21 protein-coding genes are annotated in these 19,793 nt (G+C 37.9%); 10 read left to right on the plus strand and 11 right to left on the minus strand.

Annotated elements, in window-relative coordinates:
• Nucleotides 1-184: 184 nt before the first annotated feature.
• Both N178_RS11925 and N178_RS11930 read right to left on the minus strand, forming a co-directional pair.
• Nucleotides 185-1,438: an ABC transporter permease gene (locus N178_RS11925; protein ID WP_045292403.1), complete on the minus strand. Its 1,254-nt coding sequence runs from the start codon at nucleotides 1,436-1,438 to the stop codon at nucleotides 185-187.
• Nucleotides 1,431-2,330: an ABC transporter ATP-binding protein gene (locus N178_RS11930; RefSeq protein ID WP_045292404.1), complete on the minus strand. Its 900-nt coding sequence runs from the start codon at nucleotides 2,328-2,330 to the stop codon at nucleotides 1,431-1,433. Before N178_RS11930 ends, N178_RS11925 begins: the two co-directional genes overlap by 8 nt.
• A gap of 141 nt (nucleotides 2,331-2,471) precedes the next feature.
• Here N178_RS11930 and N178_RS11935 point away from each other — a divergent pair, with 141 nt between their 5' ends.
• Nucleotides 2,472-2,657 carry a YhzD family protein gene (locus N178_RS11935; RefSeq protein WP_045292406.1) on the plus strand — a complete coding sequence of 62 codons (186 nt, stop codon included), beginning with the start codon at nucleotides 2,472-2,474 and terminating at the stop codon, nucleotides 2,655-2,657.
• Nucleotides 2,658-2,697: 40 nt separating this feature from the next.
• Here N178_RS11935 and N178_RS11940 read toward each other — a convergent pair whose 3' ends face one another.
• The 6 genes from N178_RS11940 to N178_RS11965 form a co-directional block, all read right to left on the minus strand.
• The gene (locus N178_RS11940; protein WP_013055305.1) at nucleotides 2,698-2,970 is read right to left on the minus strand and encodes an HU family DNA-binding protein; all 273 of its coding nucleotides are present in this window, start codon (nucleotides 2,968-2,970) and stop codon (nucleotides 2,698-2,700) included.
• 112 nt (nucleotides 2,971-3,082) lie between these two features.
• The gene (locus tag N178_RS11945) at nucleotides 3,083-3,886 is read right to left on the minus strand and encodes an enoyl-CoA hydratase (protein WP_045292407.1); all 804 of its coding nucleotides are present in this window, start codon (nucleotides 3,884-3,886) and stop codon (nucleotides 3,083-3,085) included.
• A 5-nt stretch (nucleotides 3,887-3,891) separates the two neighbouring features.
• Nucleotides 3,892-5,505, minus strand: a complete 1,614-nt coding sequence (locus N178_RS11950) for a long-chain fatty acid--CoA ligase (protein ID WP_045292409.1) — start codon at nucleotides 5,503-5,505, stop codon at nucleotides 3,892-3,894.
• A 115-nt stretch (nucleotides 5,506-5,620) separates the two neighbouring features.
• On the minus strand, nucleotides 5,621-7,123 hold the full coding sequence (locus N178_RS11955; RefSeq protein ID WP_170836845.1) for a coproporphyrinogen III oxidase: 1,503 nt from the start codon (nucleotides 7,121-7,123) through the stop codon (nucleotides 5,621-5,623).
• A 446-nt stretch (nucleotides 7,124-7,569) separates the two neighbouring features.
• Complete coding sequence (locus N178_RS11960; protein WP_013055300.1) at nucleotides 7,570-8,448, minus strand: Cof-type HAD-IIB family hydrolase; 879 nt, start codon at nucleotides 8,446-8,448, stop codon at nucleotides 7,570-7,572.
• 180 nt (nucleotides 8,449-8,628) lie between these two features.
• On the minus strand, nucleotides 8,629-8,979 hold the full coding sequence (locus N178_RS11965; RefSeq protein WP_045292411.1) for a YlbF/YmcA family competence regulator: 351 nt from the start codon (nucleotides 8,977-8,979) through the stop codon (nucleotides 8,629-8,631).
• 187 nt (nucleotides 8,980-9,166) lie between these two features.
• Here N178_RS11965 and N178_RS11970 point away from each other — a divergent pair, with 187 nt between their 5' ends.
• The 7 genes from N178_RS11970 (at nucleotide 9,167) to N178_RS12000 (ending at nucleotide 16,557) form a co-directional block, all read left to right on the plus strand.
• Nucleotides 9,167-10,513, plus strand: a complete 1,347-nt coding sequence (locus N178_RS11970) for a YheC/YheD family endospore coat-associated protein (protein ID WP_045292413.1) — start codon at nucleotides 9,167-9,169, stop codon at nucleotides 10,511-10,513.
• Nucleotides 10,510-11,589, plus strand: coding sequence for a YheC/YheD family endospore coat-associated protein (locus tag N178_RS11975; protein WP_045292414.1), 1,080 nt, complete (start codon nucleotides 10,510-10,512; stop codon nucleotides 11,587-11,589). Before N178_RS11970 ends, N178_RS11975 begins: the two co-directional genes overlap by 4 nt.
• A gap of 4 nt (nucleotides 11,590-11,593) precedes the next feature.
• Complete coding sequence (locus N178_RS11980) at nucleotides 11,594-12,943, plus strand: YheC/YheD family endospore coat-associated protein (protein WP_045292416.1); 1,350 nt, start codon at nucleotides 11,594-11,596, stop codon at nucleotides 12,941-12,943.
• On the plus strand, nucleotides 12,940-14,100 hold the full coding sequence (locus tag N178_RS11985; protein ID WP_045292418.1) for a YheC/YheD family endospore coat-associated protein: 1,161 nt from the start codon (nucleotides 12,940-12,942) through the stop codon (nucleotides 14,098-14,100). Before N178_RS11980 ends, N178_RS11985 begins: the two co-directional genes overlap by 4 nt.
• Before the next feature lie 66 nt (nucleotides 14,101-14,166).
• Nucleotides 14,167-14,376, plus strand: coding sequence for a YheE family protein (locus N178_RS11990; RefSeq protein ID WP_013055294.1), 210 nt, complete (start codon nucleotides 14,167-14,169; stop codon nucleotides 14,374-14,376).
• A gap of 29 nt (nucleotides 14,377-14,405) precedes the next feature.
• A complete protein-coding gene (locus N178_RS11995) occupies nucleotides 14,406-15,308 on the plus strand; it encodes a PucR family transcriptional regulator (RefSeq protein ID WP_045292419.1) in 903 nt (300 codons plus the stop codon).
• Between the two features lie 139 nt (nucleotides 15,309-15,447).
• Entirely contained in the window at nucleotides 15,448-16,557 is a 1,110-nt protein-coding gene (locus tag N178_RS12000) for an ABC transporter ATP-binding protein (protein ID WP_013055292.1), read from the plus strand.
• A gap of 22 nt (nucleotides 16,558-16,579) precedes the next feature.
• Here N178_RS12000 and N178_RS12005 read toward each other — a convergent pair whose 3' ends face one another.
• On the minus strand, nucleotides 16,580-16,822 hold the full coding sequence (locus tag N178_RS12005) for a hypothetical protein (protein WP_045292421.1): 243 nt from the start codon (nucleotides 16,820-16,822) through the stop codon (nucleotides 16,580-16,582).
• A 293-nt stretch (nucleotides 16,823-17,115) separates the two neighbouring features.
• Between N178_RS12005 and N178_RS12010 the strand changes: the two genes are divergently transcribed.
• Nucleotides 17,116-17,334, plus strand: a complete 219-nt coding sequence (locus N178_RS12010; RefSeq protein WP_013055290.1) for an alpha/beta-type small acid-soluble spore protein — start codon at nucleotides 17,116-17,118, stop codon at nucleotides 17,332-17,334.
• Between the two features lie 65 nt (nucleotides 17,335-17,399).
• Here N178_RS12010 and N178_RS12015 read toward each other — a convergent pair whose 3' ends face one another.
• The gene (locus N178_RS12015) at nucleotides 17,400-18,665 is read right to left on the minus strand and encodes a hemolysin family protein (RefSeq protein WP_045292423.1); all 1,266 of its coding nucleotides are present in this window, start codon (nucleotides 18,663-18,665) and stop codon (nucleotides 17,400-17,402) included.
• 184 nt (nucleotides 18,666-18,849) lie between these two features.
• Here N178_RS12015 and N178_RS12020 point away from each other — a divergent pair, with 184 nt between their 5' ends.
• Complete coding sequence (locus N178_RS12020) at nucleotides 18,850-19,470, plus strand: NAD(P)-dependent oxidoreductase (protein WP_045292425.1); 621 nt, start codon at nucleotides 18,850-18,852, stop codon at nucleotides 19,468-19,470.
• 38 nt (nucleotides 19,471-19,508) lie between these two features.
• On the opposite strand, the gene N178_RS12025 is transcribed toward N178_RS12020, so the two are convergent.
• Nucleotides 19,509-19,706: a hypothetical protein gene (locus N178_RS12025; protein WP_016762958.1), complete on the minus strand. Its 198-nt coding sequence runs from the start codon at nucleotides 19,704-19,706 to the stop codon at nucleotides 19,509-19,511.
• Nucleotides 19,707-19,793: the final 87 nt, after the last annotated feature.

The following is a 19,793-nucleotide window of genomic DNA, read 5'->3' on the forward strand; positions in this document are numbered from 1 at the left end:
CGCTTTTCCCGCAGGAATCTTCGTCTTGCTCTCCAATACGCAGCTAGAAGCAACTCCATGCATGAAAACTATGGTCACCATAGCAATAAAAAATCCGAACGAGTTGGATTCTCCATCAAGAATCTAGGTTGTTCGTCCGGATCTTCCTTCAGCTAAACTACTTTTGTCTCACCCTCTGACTTCTTTACGTTTCTTTTTTCGTTAACTGCAGCGCCTTTTTAATATCTTTAAAAGAGGTGGATTGACCATACATAAGGACTCCTCCTTTATATACACGGGCACCAAATATAGCTAAAGCAGTAATCGTTACAACTAAAATCCCTATCGATACACTCACTTCCCAGACTGGAACATTTAACATACCTACACGCAAAAACATAATCATCGGAGCAAAAAACGGGATAAAAGATGTGACCGTAATGATTGTGGTTTCAGGATCACCAAGTCCAAACATAGCAATTAAAAAAGCAGCCACAATTACAAGGGTCATGGGCGTAATCATTTGCTGTACGTCTTCAATACGGCTCACAAGAGAACCTAAAAAAGCCGCGAGCGTAGCAAAAAGAAAGTACCCTAATATGAAAAAGACAAATGCATACACGAATGTAGTCAGCGGAACATCATTAAATCCGAGATACGAAAAGATGCCGTTATGATTTGTTTCCACACTGGCTTTTAATGATGTGTAGCCCACGCTCAGTATCACTGCAAGTTGTGTTAAGCTGAGCAGTGCAATTCCAATGATTTTAGCAAACATTTGTGTAATAGGTGATACGCTCGATACAAGGATCTCCATAACGCGGGATGATTTTTCAGTAGCGACTTCCATCGCAATCATGCTCCCATACATGATAACGGCAAAATAAATAACAAACAGCAGCACATACACAAGACCTCTTGCTTGATTTAGCTCTTGTTCTGTTTTGGCATTTTCAACTAACGCTTCTTTTTTAAATGAAACAGGGCTGTAAAGCTGATCAATTTGCTTTTCTTCTAAACCGATTTTTACTGTAGCCATAGCCACTTTTGTTTGCTGTACCGCCTGTTCTAAGGTAGACGAAAGATTTGACTCGGCCAAAGAGTTAGCTTTGTACATAGCTTGGGGCAGCTGCTTATCGTTTAAAGATAAAAGTAAATAGCTATCGAGCTGCCCGCTTTTTACCGCTTGCTTTGCCTTAGACTCAGACGTAAATTCTTTTAAATGAATGTCTTTATCCATGGCATTTACATTTTGTTTGAACAACGTATATACGCTTTCCACTTCATAGATAACACCCACATTTGTGCCATTATCGTCTGAATTAAAAACGTCGATAATTTTCTCCATATTTGTAAGAGCAACTAGAATAAGAGCAGTAATAATCGTCGTAATAATAAAAGATTTTGTTTTTAATTTATTAAGATATGTATGAAAAACGATCACCCAAAATTTATTCATAGGAAGCACCTACCTTTTCAATGAAAATATCATTTAATGAAGGCTCTTCCACTGCAAATTTAGATACAAATGAAAAGTGTTTAAGTTCTTGAAAAATGAATTGCGATACGGATTCATGTTGAATTTGAACAATTATGCCTTCAACCGTTTTTTTCACTTTTACAACACCTTCAAGCTCCGTAATTCTCTCAAACGGACCTTTTCCGTGTACAATGACATTTTTCTTGCCAAATGAACGCTTAATCTCCGGCAGTCTTCCATATACAACAGGCGTACCATGATGCATAATACATAAATATTCACAAAGTTCTTCCACATGTTCCATTCGATGACTTGAAAAAACAATCGTCGTTCCGCGCTTTTTCAAATCAAGTACCGCTTCTTTTAGTACCTCTACGTTTACAGGGTCCAAGCCGCTAAAAGGTTCATCTAAAATAAGCAGCTCAGGACGATGAATAACGGAAGCGATAAATTGAATTTTTTGCTGATTTCCTTTGGATAGCTCTTCTACTTTTTTTGAAGCATATTGAGGAATATTAAATCGAGTTAACCAGCGCTCCATTTCTTGCAGCACGTTCGCTTTTTTCATTCCGCGCAGCCGTCCTAGGTAAACAAGCTGATCTTTGACTTTTAATTTCGGATATAATCCCCTTTCTTCTGGAAGGTAACCAACTAGATGACTTCTACTGTAAGTTAAAGATTTATCATTCCACTGGATGTGACCTGAGGTTGGTTCAATGAGCCCTAAAATCATTCGAAACGTCGTTGTTTTGCCAGCACCGTTTGCACCTAAAAAACCAAACACTTCACCTTTTGGAATTTGCAAAGATAGTTCGTTTACAGCTGTAAATTCACCGTACCTTTTTGAAACTTCACGGATAGAAAGAGACATTTAATTCCTCCTTTGTAAATAAACCTATGTTTATTGTATGGAAAAAAATGATATCTGTAAACCTTAGCAGGATTTAGAGGAATAAGACGAGAAATATTTTGAATACGCTTACAATTATACTATAAGAGGAGAGTAGATTTTATGAGTACTTATACATTAACCGCTTTTGAAAAGACTGGAGAAAAATTAATAGATGAAAGTTTCGAAGCAGCTTCTGAAACAGAAGCAAAGACTATCGGCACCAAAAAGTTAGAAGATCTTGCCTATTTAGAAAAAACACATCGATGCGTTAGCTCTAGCGGAAAACTTGTATTATTTCATCGTTAATACAAAACGCCGGAAAGGTTTAGCTTTCCGGCGTTTTATATTACTTTACAGCTTCTTTTAGTTCTTTACCAGCTTTAAATGCCGGTACTTTTGATGCTGGAATTTGCATTTCTTCACCCGTTTGAGGGTTACGGCCTGTACGAGCAGCACGCTCGCGTACTTCAAATGTACCGAAGCCGATTAACTGAATTTTTTCACCTTCACCTAGTGTTGATGAAATTGTTTCTAGTAATGCGTCAACTGCTTTAGATGCATCTGCTTTTGTTAACTCTGATTTTGTTGCCACTGCGTTTACTAAATCTGTTTTGTTCATTTCCAATCACCTCATTAGTTTCTACATTATCTTGTGTTACCACTGTTTTGCAACTTTTAAACATGCTCTATCAATATGATAGACAAAAATACTGGCTTTTAAACTAGTTCACTTAATTTTCGGAAATATCTTTTTCACTTTGATTAAAAACAGGCACTCGCTTTTCCAGAAACGCACGTACACCTTCCTTATGATCCAAACTTTGGCTCATAGCAAACTGACTTCTTTTCTCAAGCGCAAGCACTTGCTTTAATTGTGAAATAGATGTCTCCACATAAATTCGCTTTGTTTCCTTCAAAGCACGTGAAGGTTTTTTTAGCCAATATGAGAGATAATCTTCTACATGCTTCGCCAAATCTCCTTCTTTTATTTCATCAATTAGGCCAAATTGATGAGCTTCCTCTGCTTTTAATGTCTTTCCTTCCCAAATCAGCTGTTTCGCACGATGAGAACCGATGCGCTTTTCTAGTAAAAAGTGACCGCCTCCATCTGGAATTAGAGCAATGCCGATAAAGTTCATCGCAATTTTTGTGTGTCTTTCTGCAATAATATAATCAGAAGCAAGCGCGATGCTGAGCCCTAGCCCTGCTGCCGCACCGTGCAGCACACTTATCGTCATTTGAGGCAGGCTGTATAAAGTCAGCACGGCTTCATTAATCAAATCCATTACCTGCTCAAAACGTTTTGATTGTGAAGGTGACATCATCATATTAATATCTCCGCCTGCTGAAAATACCTTTCCGTTTCCCTTTACTATTAAAAAATCTGCTTCGCTTTCTTCGACAACTTTTAAACATTGTATAAACTGCTCTAGCACTTCCTCGTTTAATGCGTTTAACGCATCCGGCCTGTTAAACGAAATTGTGGCGACGCGCTCTTGCAAAACTAGTTCTACTACTTTTAATTCGACGGTCATCTTACTCACCCTTTCTGATAATGATTGACGACTTGTTCACGAAGCGTACGTTTTAAGAACTTTCCTACCGTTGTCTTCGGGATTTCATCCATAAATAAAATTTCATCTGGAAGCCACCATTTTGCGAACTGCGGCGCTAAAAATTTGATTAGCTCTTCTGACGAAACGACACCTTTATATGCATCTTTTAACACGACACAAGCAACTGGACGCTCTTGCCACACCTTATGAGGGACTGCTATGACACAGGCTTCGAAAACAGCTTCATGGGCAATAAGCGCGTTTTCTAGATCAACAGATGAAATCCATTCTCCTCCGCTTTTAATTAAATCTTTTGTTCGGTCTACAATTTTGATCGTTCCCTCTTCGTCAACCGTCACAATATCTCCCGTATACAGCCAGCCGTCTTTAAACGTATCTTCTGTTCTTTTATCCTTGTAATATTCAGAAGCCACCCACGGCCCCTTTAGTAATAGCTCACCCATTTCCACTCCATCCCAAGCAACTTCTCCATTTTGACCTATTACTTTCATTTCTACGCCAGGAACTAAGAAACCTTGCTTCGCTTTTACGCTGAGCTGATACTCAGTGTCTTCGCTGTACTGATAGCTTTTTAAGCGGGAGACGGTCACCACAGGGCTCGTTTCCGTCATTCCGTATGCATGCATAAATTCAATTTTATATTTTTCCTGAAATTCTCGAATGACGCTTTTGGGGGCCGCTGATCCGCCGCATAAAATAGCTCGCAAACTATCAACTGCGTAAGGTTTTTTTTCTAACTCTTGTAAAAAATTTAACCAAACGGTAGGTACTGCTGCTGCAAGAGTTACTCTCTCTTGTTCAATCAGAGAAGCAATCGTCTCCGAAGTACAAAAAGCACCCGGCAGCACGAGCTTTGTTCCAAACCAGACCGCAGCAAAAGGAATTCCCCATGCGTTTACGTGAAACATTGGAACGATAGGCATAGCGGTATCAGCTTCTGATAATCCAGCACTATCAGCAAGCCCTAGCGCCATACAGTGCAAATAAATAGCGCGATGAGAATATACAACGCCCTTTGGCTCTCCTGTAGTAGCAGAGGTATAACAAAGGCCTGCTGGTTCTTCTTCGCTTAAATCTTGAACAAAGGAATGCGATGCATGCCCTTGTTGAATCCAATTTTCGTAATGATAAACTGGCAAGTCTGTTTCTGGCAGCTCACCTTCATCTGACATAATGATATAGGCTTCAACATGTGGAAGCTTTTGATGAATGCTTTCAAATAAAGGTAAAAAGCATTCATCAAGTAAAATGACTTTATCGCGTGCATGGTTAATGATGTATACAATTTGCTCAGAATCTAACCGAATATTAATTGTGTGAAGAACAGCGCCTATTCCCGGCACAGCAAAATAAGCCTCTAGATGTCTATGATGATTCCATGCAAACGTTCCGACTCTTTCTCCTCGCTTCACTCCAATTCGTTCTAGCATACTAGAGAGCTGCCGAGTCCGTTTTATTAACTGATTATAAGTTAAACGCTGAATTCCTTTTGAAGATTTAGAAACCACTTCTTTTTTACCAAACAGCTTTTCAGCTCTTTCCATCATAGATGGTACGGTTAACTGTACATTCATCATTAAGCGGCACCTCGCATCGTCATAATAAGAAAACGCTTACAACTTTTTTATATATTCAACAGATTCCGACATTTCCCTGCTGAAAATAAAAAAAGATCACTAAAAAGTGACCTTTTTATTTCTTAAACAATTCACCTAAAATCTTGAGTTTCTCTTGTGTGTAGTGCTCGAATCCATCGTTGTACGATTTTGGATCTTTTGGATTCGCAAACCTTGTAATAATTCCTGTTTCTGGATGCACGAACTTACTGGATGCCCCGCACCCAAGGCCAATAATCGTCTGCTTTTCTTCCATGATCATAATATTGTACAGACTCTCTTGACCAGGGAATGAATATCCAACGTTCTCTAAATTACCTAAAATATTTTTTTGGCGATATAAGTAATAAGGTTCATATCCTTGTTCTTGAGTCCACTCAGTCGCTAAATCCATCATTTTACCAATTTCATAGCGATCTGCTACTTTGTATTTCCGTTTATTTTGAGTCATTTCAGACGCGCGTTTAAACGATAGCGTATGAACAGTTAAAGATTCAGGAAGCAATTTTTTAGACTCGTCTAGCGTATGCTGAAATTCTTCTACACCTTCATTTGGAAGCCCAATAATTAAGTCCATGTTAATGTTATTCATCCCCATTTTCCGAGAAAGATGAAATTTATCAATCGTTTCTTCAACTGTATGATGACGTCCAATAGCTTTTAAGGTTTCTTGAATATAAGACTGTGGATTTACACTAATCCGGTCAATATTCCATTTGTTCAAAACAGCTAGCTTTTCTTCCGTAATCGTATCAGGTCTTCCTGCTTCTACCGTAATTTCACGGATATTTTGTACATCCGGGAACGATTCATACATCTCTTCATACAGCATGTCCATTTCTTCAGCGGTAATGCTCGTTGGTGTGCCTCCGCCATAATAGACGGTTGTAATCTTGACGTTATTGTCTTTTAACCATTTTCCTACTTCACGCATCTCATAATGCAAGCCGCCTAAAAATGACGTAACGGATCCTTGACGTCCATTAATCGCATAGGCTGGGAATGTACAGTATGCACACTTCGTCGGACAAAACGGAATGCCTATATAAATGCTTACCTCGTTCTTTAACTCATGTAAATCAGGAATAGCTGCTAGTTGACGATCCACAATATGCTGCATTAAATTAATTTTGTCATCGGTGATTAAATATTCTTCCTTTAGCTCACGATGTGCCTGTTCTTTACTTTTGCCTGACTGCAGTTTCATATGAAGCAGTTTCGTCGGACGTATACCAGTTAAAATACCCCATTTTTGAACAATGTTTGTATACTCCTGTAACACAGATAAGTAGACGCGAAGCACTACATTTTTTATTTGCTTAAATTTTTCTTTTTCTGTTTCATACGGCGTAAACGATTTAGAAAGCTCTTCTGTAAACACCTTGTCCGTTGCAGCATCATGCAGCACTGCTTTCGCATAAATTTCTTCATGAACTTTTAGCTCTACTTCGACCTTCAGCTGAGCTTCGTTATCATCCTCAAAGGAAACGTTGCTTTCTTCAAAAAACAAATCTGAAATTCGGTGAAGCGGACGTAAAAAACGCTCATCTTCTATACCTTTTATATAAATGTTCAATATAATCACCTTTCAAATCAATTCTATCTAAGTAATCAGTTTACAAAACCTACGTATGTCCGGTCAAGGTGCTCAGCTCAAGGGAATACGCAAACAGGAAACAAACGGAAAAAGAGATTGAGCCATAATTACATTAATTCAATCTAAGGACGAACAAATGGGATAAATGAGCTCATATGAATTGCTTGTTACACCTCTGTTGGTTTCCGTGCAAGGCTTTGCTTTCCGCTGGCGGCCGATAAGCCTCCTCATCGCTTGCCCTTTTCCCTCAGGAGTCTTCGCCTTGCCCTCTAATCAACAGCTAGAAGCACCTACATATATGAAACCTACGTTCACCCTACCAATAAAAAAATCCGAACGAATTGGATTCTCTATCAGGAATCTTGATTCATCGTTCGGATCTTCCCTTCGACTAAACTACTTTTGTCCTAGCTTCTTTTTTCCTTTATTTATTTTAAACGAAAGCTGTCAATTTGATGAAGATAACCAAGGCGCTGCTGCTTTCTAAATAATTCTTTCACCATATAGGCTACACCATTTTCATTATTAGAACGAGTAACCCAATCCGCAAGCATTTTTAATTCCGTTGGTGAATTGCCCATGGCCACACCCATTCCCGCATGTTCAATCGTTTCTAAATCATCATAGCAATTTCCAATTGCCACCACATCTTCCATTGGTATCCCTAGACGATTTGCTACATAACGAACGCCGGCAGCTTTTGTGGCTCCTTTTGGCGTAATATAACATCTATTTTCATTTGGATACGAAAACCATTCAATATCCGGAACTGCACTAGCAATTGTTTGCTCAGCGTATTCTTTTTCTCTACGATCTGCAAAATAAACTTCTATTTTTGGCGTAGAAACAGGTTCATCACGAAGCGTATCTCCTAATGAATCTACGAACTGCACGGGATAAAAGAGCGGTTCTCCCGTTTTCAACACGCTTTTAGCTACAATATTGTTAGGAAGCTTTACACGATTTCCAATTGAAAACCTTTCATGTAAAATGCGGACATGACAATTAAAATTTTCAAAAAGCTGAATGAGATTAAATGTTTTTTCCTCGCTAATTCTCTTATCTAGTATCGGTTTGTCTATCGATGTTCCGATAAAGGCACCGCTATGAGTAATGAGCATTGCAGGATGAACTTTAAGTGACCGAGCAATTTTTTTAGCAGACGGAAAATGCCTGTTTGTTACTAATGTAACGTAAACCCCTTTATTTTTCACAAATTGAATTGCGTCTTTCGTTTCTTTTGTAACGCGCCCTTGGCTATTTAAAATGGTTCCATCAATATTCAACGCTAGCAATCGATAAGCCATATGAGAACCCCTTCTTTCATAGATGTCTAATCCGTTAGGATACGGTTATAAATGACCTTTTCATGATAGTCGGCATGTGTAGCCTTGTTACTAAGCTTATGAGCAGAACTGCACAATTAGAAGAAATTTCCGCATAAAAAAAAGAGGAAAAGATTTCTCTTTTCCTCTTTTCCCTATCTCTTATTCAGCCGCACCGTAAAGTTCTTCAAGTGGCTTCATGATAATTTTGTTTAATTCACCAATTACCATGCTCATACGTTGCTCAGCTTCCATTAGCTTCGCGATATTTTGATCTTGTTGAACGATTGCAACTGTTTGTTGAGCTTGCTGAACTTCTTCTTCAGTGATCTCTTGGCCCATCATTTGCTTTTGTTGCAGCTCCATTTGCATTGTACGGAAACGCTCAAATAATTGTTTTGAACCTTGATCAGCGTTTACTGCTGCATATAAGTTTTTTAAGTTTGTGTAATCGTCGCTGTGACGAATTGCTTTTTCTAAATCATTTGCTACATCATGTAAATTTACAGACACGTTAAGTTCCTCCTAATTAAGTTCTATAATTTCTTGACTTCCCTAACTATAACAAATTATTATATAAAATTCAGCTTAAGACCTTTATTTTCTCAGAAAACGATAAATTCTCTTCACGGATTGGGCTAATTCCTCATAGTATATATCAGCATTCGCCTACTAAAGGAAAGAAAAAGAGGATTCGTTTATGAATACTTTTACCATTTCTCTAAAACCACTAGAGAACCATATGAGCGACGACATTTACATTAGTTCTGCTCTGTTCTCACGTGTGAAATGCAAGCATGAGTTTACATTAACAGTAGGCTCCATTACGAAAGAAGTCAAAGCCACTGTTTTTCAACATCGAGAATGCTGCTTCATGATGTCAGAAACTCTATTTACAGACTTTCGTTTTCCGTATGAAACGCATCAGCTGAGAGGCATTTATGAAGAGAATACGTTTAGGCTGGGACCCGTGATTAGCATCGTAACAGAAGTTCGAGAAGATGAAGAACCCTTTGGCAGCATTTCTGTATTTTGTAAGGAATTTGTTCAAGCTTGCAAGGAGTTAGGGTGTTTTTGCTACGTGAGCAAATTGAGCGACTTGAAGTCATTGTCACCTAAAGGATATGTTTATCGCGCTGATCGATGGGTTTATTCAGACGTTCCCTTTCCTGGAATCGTACACAACCGGATTCATGCCAGGAAAACCGAGCAAAGCGCTGATTTTCAAACCTTTAAAACATTTTTAAAAGAGCATGACGTTCCTTTCTTTAACGCACGCTACTTAAATAAATGGACGGTTTTTCAACAGCTTAAAGATGTCGTACACTTGCTTCCATATTTGCCAAAAACGTATCAGCTTCGTTCACGTCAAGATCTTCTTGACGCTTTGGAACTTCATGACGATGTTTTTCTGAAGCCTGTTCATGGTAGCCAAGGAAAAAATATTTTTAAAATTTCAAAGAAAGAGAAGTATATTTTAGACTATACAACGTTTACGCAGACGTATGAAAAAGAATATGAATCTCTCTATGACTTATTTGAAACGCTTTATAGTCAATTAAAAAGGCAAGGGTTTCTCATCCAAGAAGGAATTTCACTGCAGGCATACAAACAGTGCCCTTTTGATTTCCGCATTCTCTGTCATAAAAAAGACGACTTGACGTGGAAAATCACGTCCATTGTCACACGTGTATCAAAACCCGGCAATTTCGTCTCAAATCTTGCCCGTGGAGGAGATATTCATCCTCCTCAGCAAGTTTTAACTCAGCTCTATGATTCAAAAACTACGCGCCATATCCTTTCACTTTTAAAAGAGATTGCGATTGAAATTTGCACACAGCTTTCTCACCCGTCTGAACTTTATGCAGAATTTGGTATTGATTTAGCAATCGATCAAGAAGGAAAGCCTTGGATTATTGAAGTAAATGTCAAACCTTCCAAACAATTAGATTCAAGCGCTTTCTCTGTTCGTCCCTCAACAAAAGCACTGCTTGATTATTGTCTGCATGCAACGAATTTTCAATTTGCCAAGGAGGATTTACGATGATTTCATTAGGCTTTTTAACGATTCACCCACAGCAAGAAGTGGAGTACGTAACCGAAATTGCTAAACATGCTTCTGAGTTTTCAATTGAAATATACCGTTTTACTCCTTTTAACATTCATCCTAACACCGAAAATATTGAAGGCTTCCGCTACGATTTACAACAAAAAAAATGGATAGAAGATTCCTTTTTACTTCCTTCGTTTATTTACGATCGCTGCTTTTATAGAAAAGACTCGCTGTCTAAAAAGGCTCGCCCTATTGTAAACTGGCTTAAGCAGCGGGAAGATGTTACATTTTTAGGCCATGGATTGCCCAATAAGCTAGATGTCTATGAAGTAATTAAAAAAGATAGCTATTTATCTTCATATATTCCTCCCACCACTCCAATCGAAAGTGTAGAGCAGCTTGTTCAGCTGCTTCGAACAAACGATAGCCTAATGATTAAGCCTGCCAACGGCTCACAAGGTAAAGGGATTGTGAAATTAAGACAGCGCGGACGTGAAATTGAAGCTTCTTATCAACAAAATGACATTGTAAACACCATTCTATTTTCCTCTTTTCAGGAGTTTAAGAACTGGTTTACGAAAACGACCCGTGATGTATTGTATATTGCTCAGCCCCATATTTCATTTTTCCCTTACGAACGCACTCCTTTTGATATAAGACTGCTATTACAAAAAGGAAACGATGGTGCTTGGAAAGAAATTGGAAGAGGACTTAGACAAGGTGAACGGGACTCCATCGTAACAAATGTAAGTTCAGGAGCCTCTATTGTACCTTTTGAGAACTTGCTGCCTCGCATCCCTCGCGTTCACCGTCAATATGTAATGGATGAAATCAACACCATTTGTAAAACGATTCCGTCCGTGCTGGAAAATCATTTTCCTTCTCTTTTTGAATTAGGTATTGATTTATGTATCTCGAGAGACTTCAGCATCTGGATTCTAGATGTAAATTCGAAACCGGGAAGAAAAATAGTAATGGAGACAGCCCCTGAACAAAAAGAAGTCATGTATAAAAATGTCCTGTCTTACTGCGTCTATTTAGCTAACACACTATCGTATCGTAAGGAGTAATGCTATGAAAAAAACTCTTACTCGCCTTGTTGTAGTAGAGCAGCTAGGATGCGATCTTTCTGTTCCTGCATCTCTTTACAAAGACTCCTTAAAACAAGCAGCTTTTGGAACAATGACAGCTTCATGCCTTATACAATCTTCAGAACGTGAAGAAATTCAGATTTCAGCTGAGCTAATGACAAAACTGCAAATTCCTTTCGCTCATATGATGCACCCTATTATTGTGAATGAGACCATTCACTTAGGACCTTTAATTGGTGTGCTATCAGCTGGTTTTACTGGTTCTCTGCTGCGGCCAATTGGAAAGCGTTCCCTTCACTTAGCTAAACTTCTTTCCACTGCAAGTATCACAGGGGGACTGCCTTTTATTTTTGGAACCCATCATATCAACTGGGAAACCGGGACCATAAACGGCTATTTTTATGAAGAAAGCGGCTGGACACAGCATGAAGTTCCATTTCCCAATGTTGTATATAATCGTTTGCCAAATCGAAAAACAGAAGGGTTAGCTCCTTTTAAGTTCATTAAAGAAAAGATGATGACTGATTACGGCATTCCATTTTTTAATCCTGATTTTTTCAACAAGTGGGAAATTCATGAGCTTTTAAAACTGAACGAGCAGACAGCTTATTTGTTACCTTACACGGTTGAAAGTCCTTCGTGTGAGCAAATAAAAAAACTTCTACTTCTTCATCAAACTGTTTATTTAAAACCGAAAAACGGAAGCTTAGGCCGCGGCATTTATACACTATCTTTTAAAGATTCCATGTACACGCTGACTTACAAAGGAGAAAAAGGTCTTCATGTTCAAGAAAAAGAAACCTTAGAGGAGTTATTATCAGAATTTGAATATTTACTTACTAATCCTTCTTACATTGCTCAGCAAGGTATTTCATTAATCAAAAAAGAAAAGCGCTGTGTAGACTTTCGCGTGCATACGAATAAAGACGGGAATAACCAATGGGTGCTTACTGCTCTAGCTGCTAAAGTAGCCGGTCCCAACAGCATCACTACGCATCTTGATTACGGCGGAGAAATTGAAGCTACAGCCAAAATATTCACCAACCCTTCTTACAAAAAAGAAATTGAAAATAAGCTAAAAGATGCCGCTATCTCAATTAGTCATGTGCTTGAACAGGAATTGAACGGATTAATTGGAGAGCTTGGATTCGATTTTGGAGTGGATTATCAAGGAAACGTGTGGCTGTTTGAAGCTAACTCTAAACCCGGTCGCTCTATTTTTTCACACCCTGCCTTACGAAAAGCGGATCAACACACTAGAAAACTTTCTCTAGAATATGCGATTTACTTATCTGGATACTATCTAAATACACCTGAAGGCATCAGCATATGATTACAATTTACTATCACAAAGAAAAGCAGCAGTGGTTTCATAATAACCCTTCAGCATCTTACACATGGGGAGTTCAAGAAATTGAACTTCCCTTTACTCAAAACATTTCTTCTACTCAAGCTTTTCTTCGTTTAAAAGGAGAAAAAGCAGGTCCTATTGTGGGAGTTTTAACGAACAAAGCTGTTTTAGAAAAACTGAATGTAAAACAGCGTCCTTTATTAGAACTCTTACATCATACCCTGCAAAAGAAAGGCGGGCTTCTTGCTTTATTCGCTGAAGAAACAATGTCTCATCACTTCTTTGAAGGGTATTGCTTTGACCGTGCAAAAAAGCAGTGGATCAAAACAACTTTGCCGCTGCCAAACGTTATATATAATCGTTATCCAGGAAGAAAATCAGAAACCAAAAAGCTGACATCTTTACACCAAAAAATAAAAAGCAGGCACATCCCCCTTTTTAATTCCGCTTTCTTTTCAAAATGGAAAGTCTATCAGTTATTTTCAAAGGATCCACTACTATCTTCTTACCTTCCTAAAACCTATCGTTTAACACCAGAAATTGATATTGCTAAGCTTCTGCAAAAACACTCTTCCCTTTATTTTAAGCCTATTAACAGCAGTAAAGGCGCTGGAATTTTTCGATTATCTTCCGATAAGCATACAATTACTTATCAAGATCATACTCGCAAAGAAGAATTTTCTTCTTTACAAGCAATTGACCTTCCCAGATCTGCTTATCTCATTCAAGAAGCAATTGAGACGCAGCCATTCAAAGACCGGCGCTATGACTTACGTATTTTAGCGCATCACAAAGATAGTGGATATGTTATTAGCGGCGTCGGTATTCGACATAGTCCCTATCAATCCATTACAACACATACGTTAAACGGCGGAAGCATTTCACCTTTTCAAGATCTTGAAGATGAAGTAGATACTTCCTTTCTTTCATCTTTTGTAAATACGTGCGGGCAAGTCCTTCAAAAGTCCTTCCCTCTAGTTGAAGAATTTTCTCTCGATATGGCAAAGTCAGTCCAAGGGCAGTATTATCTGTTTGAAGTGAATGCAAAACCAATGATTTTTGATGAAACAGACATTCAAACGCAAGGTGCTAAACACATATGCAACATATTTTATAAATTAACAAAATTTTTAGATTAAATGATTTTTCATCTCCTTTTCTCATGGTAAGCTTATAATAACTAATTGAGAAAGGAGATTTTCTTTATGGTTTCACATTTTCAGGTTAAACCACTCTATCAAAATAATCGAATGCCGGGCTGGCATATCTCGTTTTATATGAATCGGGTTTATTATGAGGCTGATTATTTAAAAGATGGACAAATTGTATGGAAAACTGCGCTTTCTAATCAAATAGATGAAACACAATTAATTGATTATATTCATGAGCTTATGCTTTTTCACGTTTATGAATAGTAAGCTTTCGCCGAAGGGAACGAGCACAGATGAAACAGCTGCACACACTATTTGGGGATAAAATGATTAAGGCTAAAATCCCTTCTCAATTTGAACGATACAAATGGTTTTCATGTGATGAAGGCTTCATTGGGATTGAACACACGGCTTTATCTCAAAAAGAGCAGGCGTTACTTTCTGCTTTTTTAACGCCTTATGATGAGGAAGTTTCTTTACTGACGCCAGAACAATTGTATTGGTCAAACCTGTTGTTTGAATCACCTGAAAAAGTCATTCACTCTCATCATACGCACCATTCTTTTCGCTTCACCCAGTTTTTAATTAAACGTTTGTTTGAACAAAAAATAGAGTTTGAAAATGCGCTTCACGCCTTGTATTCTACCTCCATCACTGTGTTGTGGATCGATAAACAATCAGGTATCGTTATCGAAACCTTTGATGATCCTAATGACTTAACCGAAAATTTATCAGACTCTATCGAGGTGCTATGTCATGATTTTGAAACTTCAATTCAGTTCTTTGAAGGACAAATTCACTTTTTTCCGTCTTCACCGCAATTAATTTTTGAACGTGAAAAGAAATGGTTTTATCAAATTAAGCATACAGTCGAACAAAAACATGTTATCCATTTTATCGACGTTTTACCCCATTTGGTTCTGCAAGAGTCTTCAAGGGCAATCCAAAACCATATGATACATTTACTTGATTTAGTAAAAGATGATGGAGATCTTTTAGAAACGATTAAAATTTATTTAGAATGTAATTTAAACGTATCTCTTGCTGCTAAGAAATTGTACATGCATCGCAACAGCTTGCAGTATAGAATTGAGAAATTTATTGATCGCACACACCTTGATATCAAACACTTCACAGGAGCTGTGTCTGCTTACTTAGCTATTCTTGCTTTAAAAAATTCGCAGGATGAAAAATAAAATGAAAGGGTTTTCGTAAATAGTGCACGAAAACTCTTTCTTTTTTTTGTGCATGTTTGCCATTTACCGTTTCATAAAAAAAAATTACACTAGAGTTAAGAAAACGGTTTCACAGAATACATACAAGGGGGAAATGGAAATGGCTGAATTACGTTTAGAACATATTTATAAAATGTATGATAAAGATGTGACGGCGGTAAAAGATTTTAACCTTCACATTCAAGATAAAGAATTTATTGTATTTGTTGGGCCTTCAGGCTGCGGGAAATCGACAACGCTTCGTATGGTTGCAGGCCTAGAGGAAATTTCCAAAGGTGATTTTTATATTGACAGCAAGCGTGTAAATGACGTTGCCCCAAAAGATCGCGATATTGCAATGGTATTCCAAAACTACGCATTGTATCCGCATATGAGCGTATATGACAACATGGCTTTTGGCTTAAAACTTCGTAAATTACCAAAAGATGAAATCGACCGCCGCGTAAAAGATGCCGCTCGTATTTTAGGACTTGAGCAATACTTAGAACGCAAACCAAAAGCATTATCCGGCGGACAGCGTCAGCGTGTAGCTCTAGGTCGTGCAATCGTTCGTGATGCTAAGGTCTTCTTAATGGACGAACCTTTATCAAACTTAGACGCGAAATTACGTGTGCAAATGCGTTCTGAAATTGCGAAGCTTCACCAGCGTTTGGGTACAACGACAATTTACGTAACACATGACCAAACCGAAGCAATGACAATGGCTTCTCGGCTAGTTGTTATGAAAGATGGGATTATCCAGCAGGTTGGTACACCAAAAGAAGTATATGAAAAACCTGAAAATGTATTTGTAGGCGGGTTTATTGGTTCTCCTGCTATGAACTTCTTAACCGGAACGTTAAAAGACGGAAAGGTTCAAGTAGGCGATTCTCTTCTTGCAGTTCCGGAAGGTAAAATGAAAATACTTCGCGAGCAAGGATATTTAAACAAACAAATTATTTTAGGCATCCGTCCTGAAGATTTCCATGATGAGCCTGTATTTATTGAATCTTCACCTGGCACAAAAGTTACAATCAAAGTGGATGTATCCGAGTTAATGGGAGCTGAAACCATGCTTTATTCTAAACTTGGCGGACAAGATTTTGTAGCACGCGTAGATTCAAGAACAGATATTAAACCGCTTCAATCTCTAGACTTAGCATTAGATATGAACAAAGCGCATTTCTTTGATGCAGAATCCGAACAGCGCATCCGTGCTGAACACGAATAAAAAAAGACCCTAGGGTCTTTTTTTATTCCTGTATTTGCTTCAACTCTTCACTGTGACAAGCAGAGCAGTAAAAGAGATGAATACATTGGTGATTTGCTAAATCACTAGGATACCCATTTTCTACTTTTAACTGATCGATTTCCATGTAAGCACTGTAATCATCAAAATAATCGCTGACTTTTCCCATATCCCCCAGCAGTCCTCCACATGTTTTGCACGTCATTTGTACATCACTAAACCCATTACATAAGGAACAAATCGACATCCGCACACCTCTCTTTACCTGATCAATATGTACCTATAATATGCACGGAATAAAACTCTCTTACTCTTTATCAAACTCCACATAATATTTTCTATAAATTACCAATTAATTTCTATGTATATGTTTTTTTCCCTTTCGCCATAATACTAGTAACAACCGAGCACAACGGCTCGCAAACATTGAGTTACGCCGCGGTAGGCAAGCAGATCTAATCGATGCATCTGCTCGGCTGGTTCAACTCCAGCTAACTCAACCATTACAATCTATTTTATCTAACGAGGAGATGAATACACATGGCAAATTATCAAAACGCATCAAACAGAAATTCATCAAACAAGTTAGTAGCGCCTGGTGCTCAAGCTGCTATCGATCAAATGAAGTTCGAAATCGCTAGTGAGTTTGGTGTAAACTTAGGACCAGATGCAACAGCTCGTGCGAACGGATCTGTTGGTGGCGAAATCACAAAACGTTTAGTACAATTAGCTGAGCAAAACTTAGGCGGCAAGTACTAATATTAACTAATTTCATATTATGGCTTTAGCGCTCCAAGATCTCTTGGAGCGCTTTCTAGTTTCTTTTAATCAGCTTCCTCATTCGTATTCGCAAATGATTTTACGGAAACTTTGCGAATACGTCGATTTTCTACTTCCTTAATGGTAAACAATATCTCTTCATATGAGAAAAAGTCTCCTTTAGCAGGAATATGATCAAACTGCTCATATATCCATCCCCCTAAGGTATGGCACGTACTGTCAGGAGAACTAACTGCTACATAGGTTAAAAATTCATCAATAGGGATGTCGGCGTTAAATTCGTACTCCTTTTCCCCTATCTGGTGTACATACTTAACAGCTTCATCATGTTCATCCCAAATCTCTCCTACAATTTCTTCTAATATATCCTCTAAGGTCACAAGACCGGCCGTTCCACCAAACTCATCAACTACAATTGCCATGTGCACCTTACTTTTTTGGAGCTCTGGCAATAGAACAGATATTTTCATGGATTCTACTACAAAAATAGGTTGTCTCAACAAATCACGAATAGAAATCTCTTTTCTTTGGACTAAACAGGTTAAAAATTCTCTTTCCGATAAAATGCCAATAATATTATCAATATGATCTTCGTATACAGGAACTCTCGAATACCTCTCTTCAAGAAACATTTGACAAACCGAATCAATATCGGCATTTACGTCAACTGCTGTGACATCTATTCTAGGTTTTAAAATTTGCCCCACCACAATATCATTAAAATTGAGTGAACGATGAACTAGCTCTTTTTCAATATTATTAATCGTTCCTTCTTCTTCGCTTAAATCTACCATCACTTTAATTTCATCTTCTGTAATCGTTGGTGTGGGAGCAGACGCTAACAAGTGAGAAGCTCCTTTTTTCACCTGTAAAAATAAGAAGGAAATCGGGGTTAATAATTTAATAATAAGAAATAACAAGGAAGAAATCATCAGCGCAAAAGATTCGGCATGCTCTTTCGCTAACGATTTCGGTAAGACTTCACCAAAAATCAAAATGATGATGGTCATAACGATGATACTAATCACAAGTGCTAGGTTTCCTTTAAACATATCGAGGGCAATTTTAGCTGCCAAAGAGGACGCAGCAATGTTTACAACAACATTTCCTACTAAAATTGTCGATAGCGTCTGCTCAAAGTGTTCAGCAATATGCAGCGCTTTTTTACTTCCTCGATATTTTTTCTCAGCGTAGTGTTTTAAACGAATTTTATTTACGCTTGAAAAGGCTGTCTCAGCAGATGAAAAGAAAGCTGATAACATAAGCAAAACGACTAATATCATCATTTGATTCAGAGGCAAGTCTCCCAAAAGACATTCACTCTCCTATTTTTTGATTTTTCTGTCTTTTTATCATATCAAATTTTTTTGTTGTTGAATATTTCATTCATCAACTTTGTATTACTTTATGCTACGCATGCGTTTTATTATGAATAAGTATACAGATTGTATATCCTAAAGAATAGATACTATCTTTTATAGAGAGGTGTAGCCAATGAAAATTTTACTATTAGGCTCAACAGGACGAGTTGGACAGTCTTTATTAAAAATGATGCTAAAAGATGAAAACGACGTTACTGTACTTGTTAGAGACCGCAACAAGCTAAAGATTAGTCATCCAAACCTACATATCTTACAAGGCGATGTCTGTCATCAAGAAAATATCAACTTTGCCCTCAAGCACCAAGATATCGTAGTCAGCGCGTTAAATACAGATGGTGCAGAGACCATTTCAAAAAGTATGCCGCTCATTATAAACAGCATGAAGCATTACGGCGTTCATCGTATTATTACTATTGGAACTGCAGGCATCTTACAATCACGAACAGAACCAGAAAAATATCGTTTTCAATCAAATGAATCAAAGCGTAAAACGACCAGAGCAGCAGAAGATCATTTAAAAGGATACTTACACTTGAAGGAAAGTGATCTAAACTGGACTGTTATATGCCCAACATACTTGCCTGAGGGTGAAATAACAGGCACGTACCGAGTGGAAAAAGATATTTTACCAGCTGATGCTGTTAAAATTTCAACGGGAGATACCGCTCACTTTACCTACCATGAGATATGGGCTCAAAAATTTCCCAAATGCCGCGTTGGAATTGCTTATTGAAAAATCAGGAGAACTTTTCGTTTTCAAAACGAGAAGTTCTACATCCAAAAAATACCGATTATGGCTAATCCACCTAGAACAAAACCTCCTATTTGACCAACGAGAGCCGGTGTCAAAACAGGCTTTCCTTTTTCTTTCTCTAATGTGCTAATATCAAGCTTCATTTGATACATTTCTTCTTTTAAATCTTCAATCTGGCCGTGCAGCGCTTGAATCTGACGTTCTTGGTCACTCATCCACTATCTTCCCTTCCCTTTTTTATTTTTATCATATGCGTAAAAAAGTTAAAGCTTTACTTTTCAGCATCACTTTTTCTAAATGTT

It is taken from the genome of Priestia aryabhattai B8W22, assembly GCF_000956595.1.
GTDB lineage: Bacteria > Bacillota > Bacilli > Bacillales > Bacillaceae_H > Priestia > Priestia aryabhattai.

Coding starts and splice junctions, on each gene's coding strand:
- N178_RS11925 (WP_045292403.1), bottom strand. CDS start 1,438: ATGAATAAATTTTGGGTGATCGTTTTTCATACATATCTTAATAAATTA.
- N178_RS11930 (WP_045292404.1), bottom strand. CDS start 2,330: ATGTCTCTTTCTATCCGTGAAGTTTCAAAAAGGTACGGTGAATTTACA.
- N178_RS11935 (WP_045292406.1), top strand. CDS start 2,472: ATGAGTACTTATACATTAACCGCTTTTGAAAAGACTGGAGAAAAATTA.
- N178_RS11940 (WP_013055305.1), bottom strand. CDS start 2,970: ATGAACAAAACAGATTTAGTAAACGCAGTGGCAACAAAATCAGAGTTA.
- N178_RS11945 (WP_045292407.1), bottom strand. CDS start 3,886: ATGACCGTCGAATTAAAAGTAGTAGAACTAGTTTTGCAAGAGCGCGTC.
- N178_RS11950 (WP_045292409.1), bottom strand. CDS start 5,505: ATGATGAATGTACAGTTAACCGTACCATCTATGATGGAAAGAGCTGAA.
- N178_RS11960 (WP_013055300.1), bottom strand. CDS start 8,448: ATGGCTTATCGATTGCTAGCGTTGAATATTGATGGAACCATTTTAAAT.
- N178_RS11970 (WP_045292413.1), top strand. CDS start 9,167: ATGAATACTTTTACCATTTCTCTAAAACCACTAGAGAACCATATGAGC.
- N178_RS11975 (WP_045292414.1), top strand. CDS start 10,510: ATGATTTCATTAGGCTTTTTAACGATTCACCCACAGCAAGAAGTGGAG.
- N178_RS11980 (WP_045292416.1), top strand. CDS start 11,594: ATGAAAAAAACTCTTACTCGCCTTGTTGTAGTAGAGCAGCTAGGATGC.
- N178_RS11985 (WP_045292418.1), top strand. CDS start 12,940: ATGATTACAATTTACTATCACAAAGAAAAGCAGCAGTGGTTTCATAAT.
- N178_RS11990 (WP_013055294.1), top strand. CDS start 14,167: ATGGTTTCACATTTTCAGGTTAAACCACTCTATCAAAATAATCGAATG.
- N178_RS11995 (WP_045292419.1), top strand. CDS start 14,406: ATGAAACAGCTGCACACACTATTTGGGGATAAAATGATTAAGGCTAAA.
- N178_RS12000 (WP_013055292.1), top strand. CDS start 15,448: ATGGCTGAATTACGTTTAGAACATATTTATAAAATGTATGATAAAGAT.
- N178_RS12005 (WP_045292421.1), bottom strand. CDS start 16,822: ATGTCGATTTGTTCCTTATGTAATGGGTTTAGTGATGTACAAATGACG.
- N178_RS12010 (WP_013055290.1), top strand. CDS start 17,116: ATGGCAAATTATCAAAACGCATCAAACAGAAATTCATCAAACAAGTTA.
- N178_RS12020 (WP_045292425.1), top strand. CDS start 18,850: ATGAAAATTTTACTATTAGGCTCAACAGGACGAGTTGGACAGTCTTTA.
- N178_RS12025 (WP_016762958.1), bottom strand. CDS start 19,706: ATGAGTGACCAAGAACGTCAGATTCAAGCGCTGCACGGCCAGATTGAA.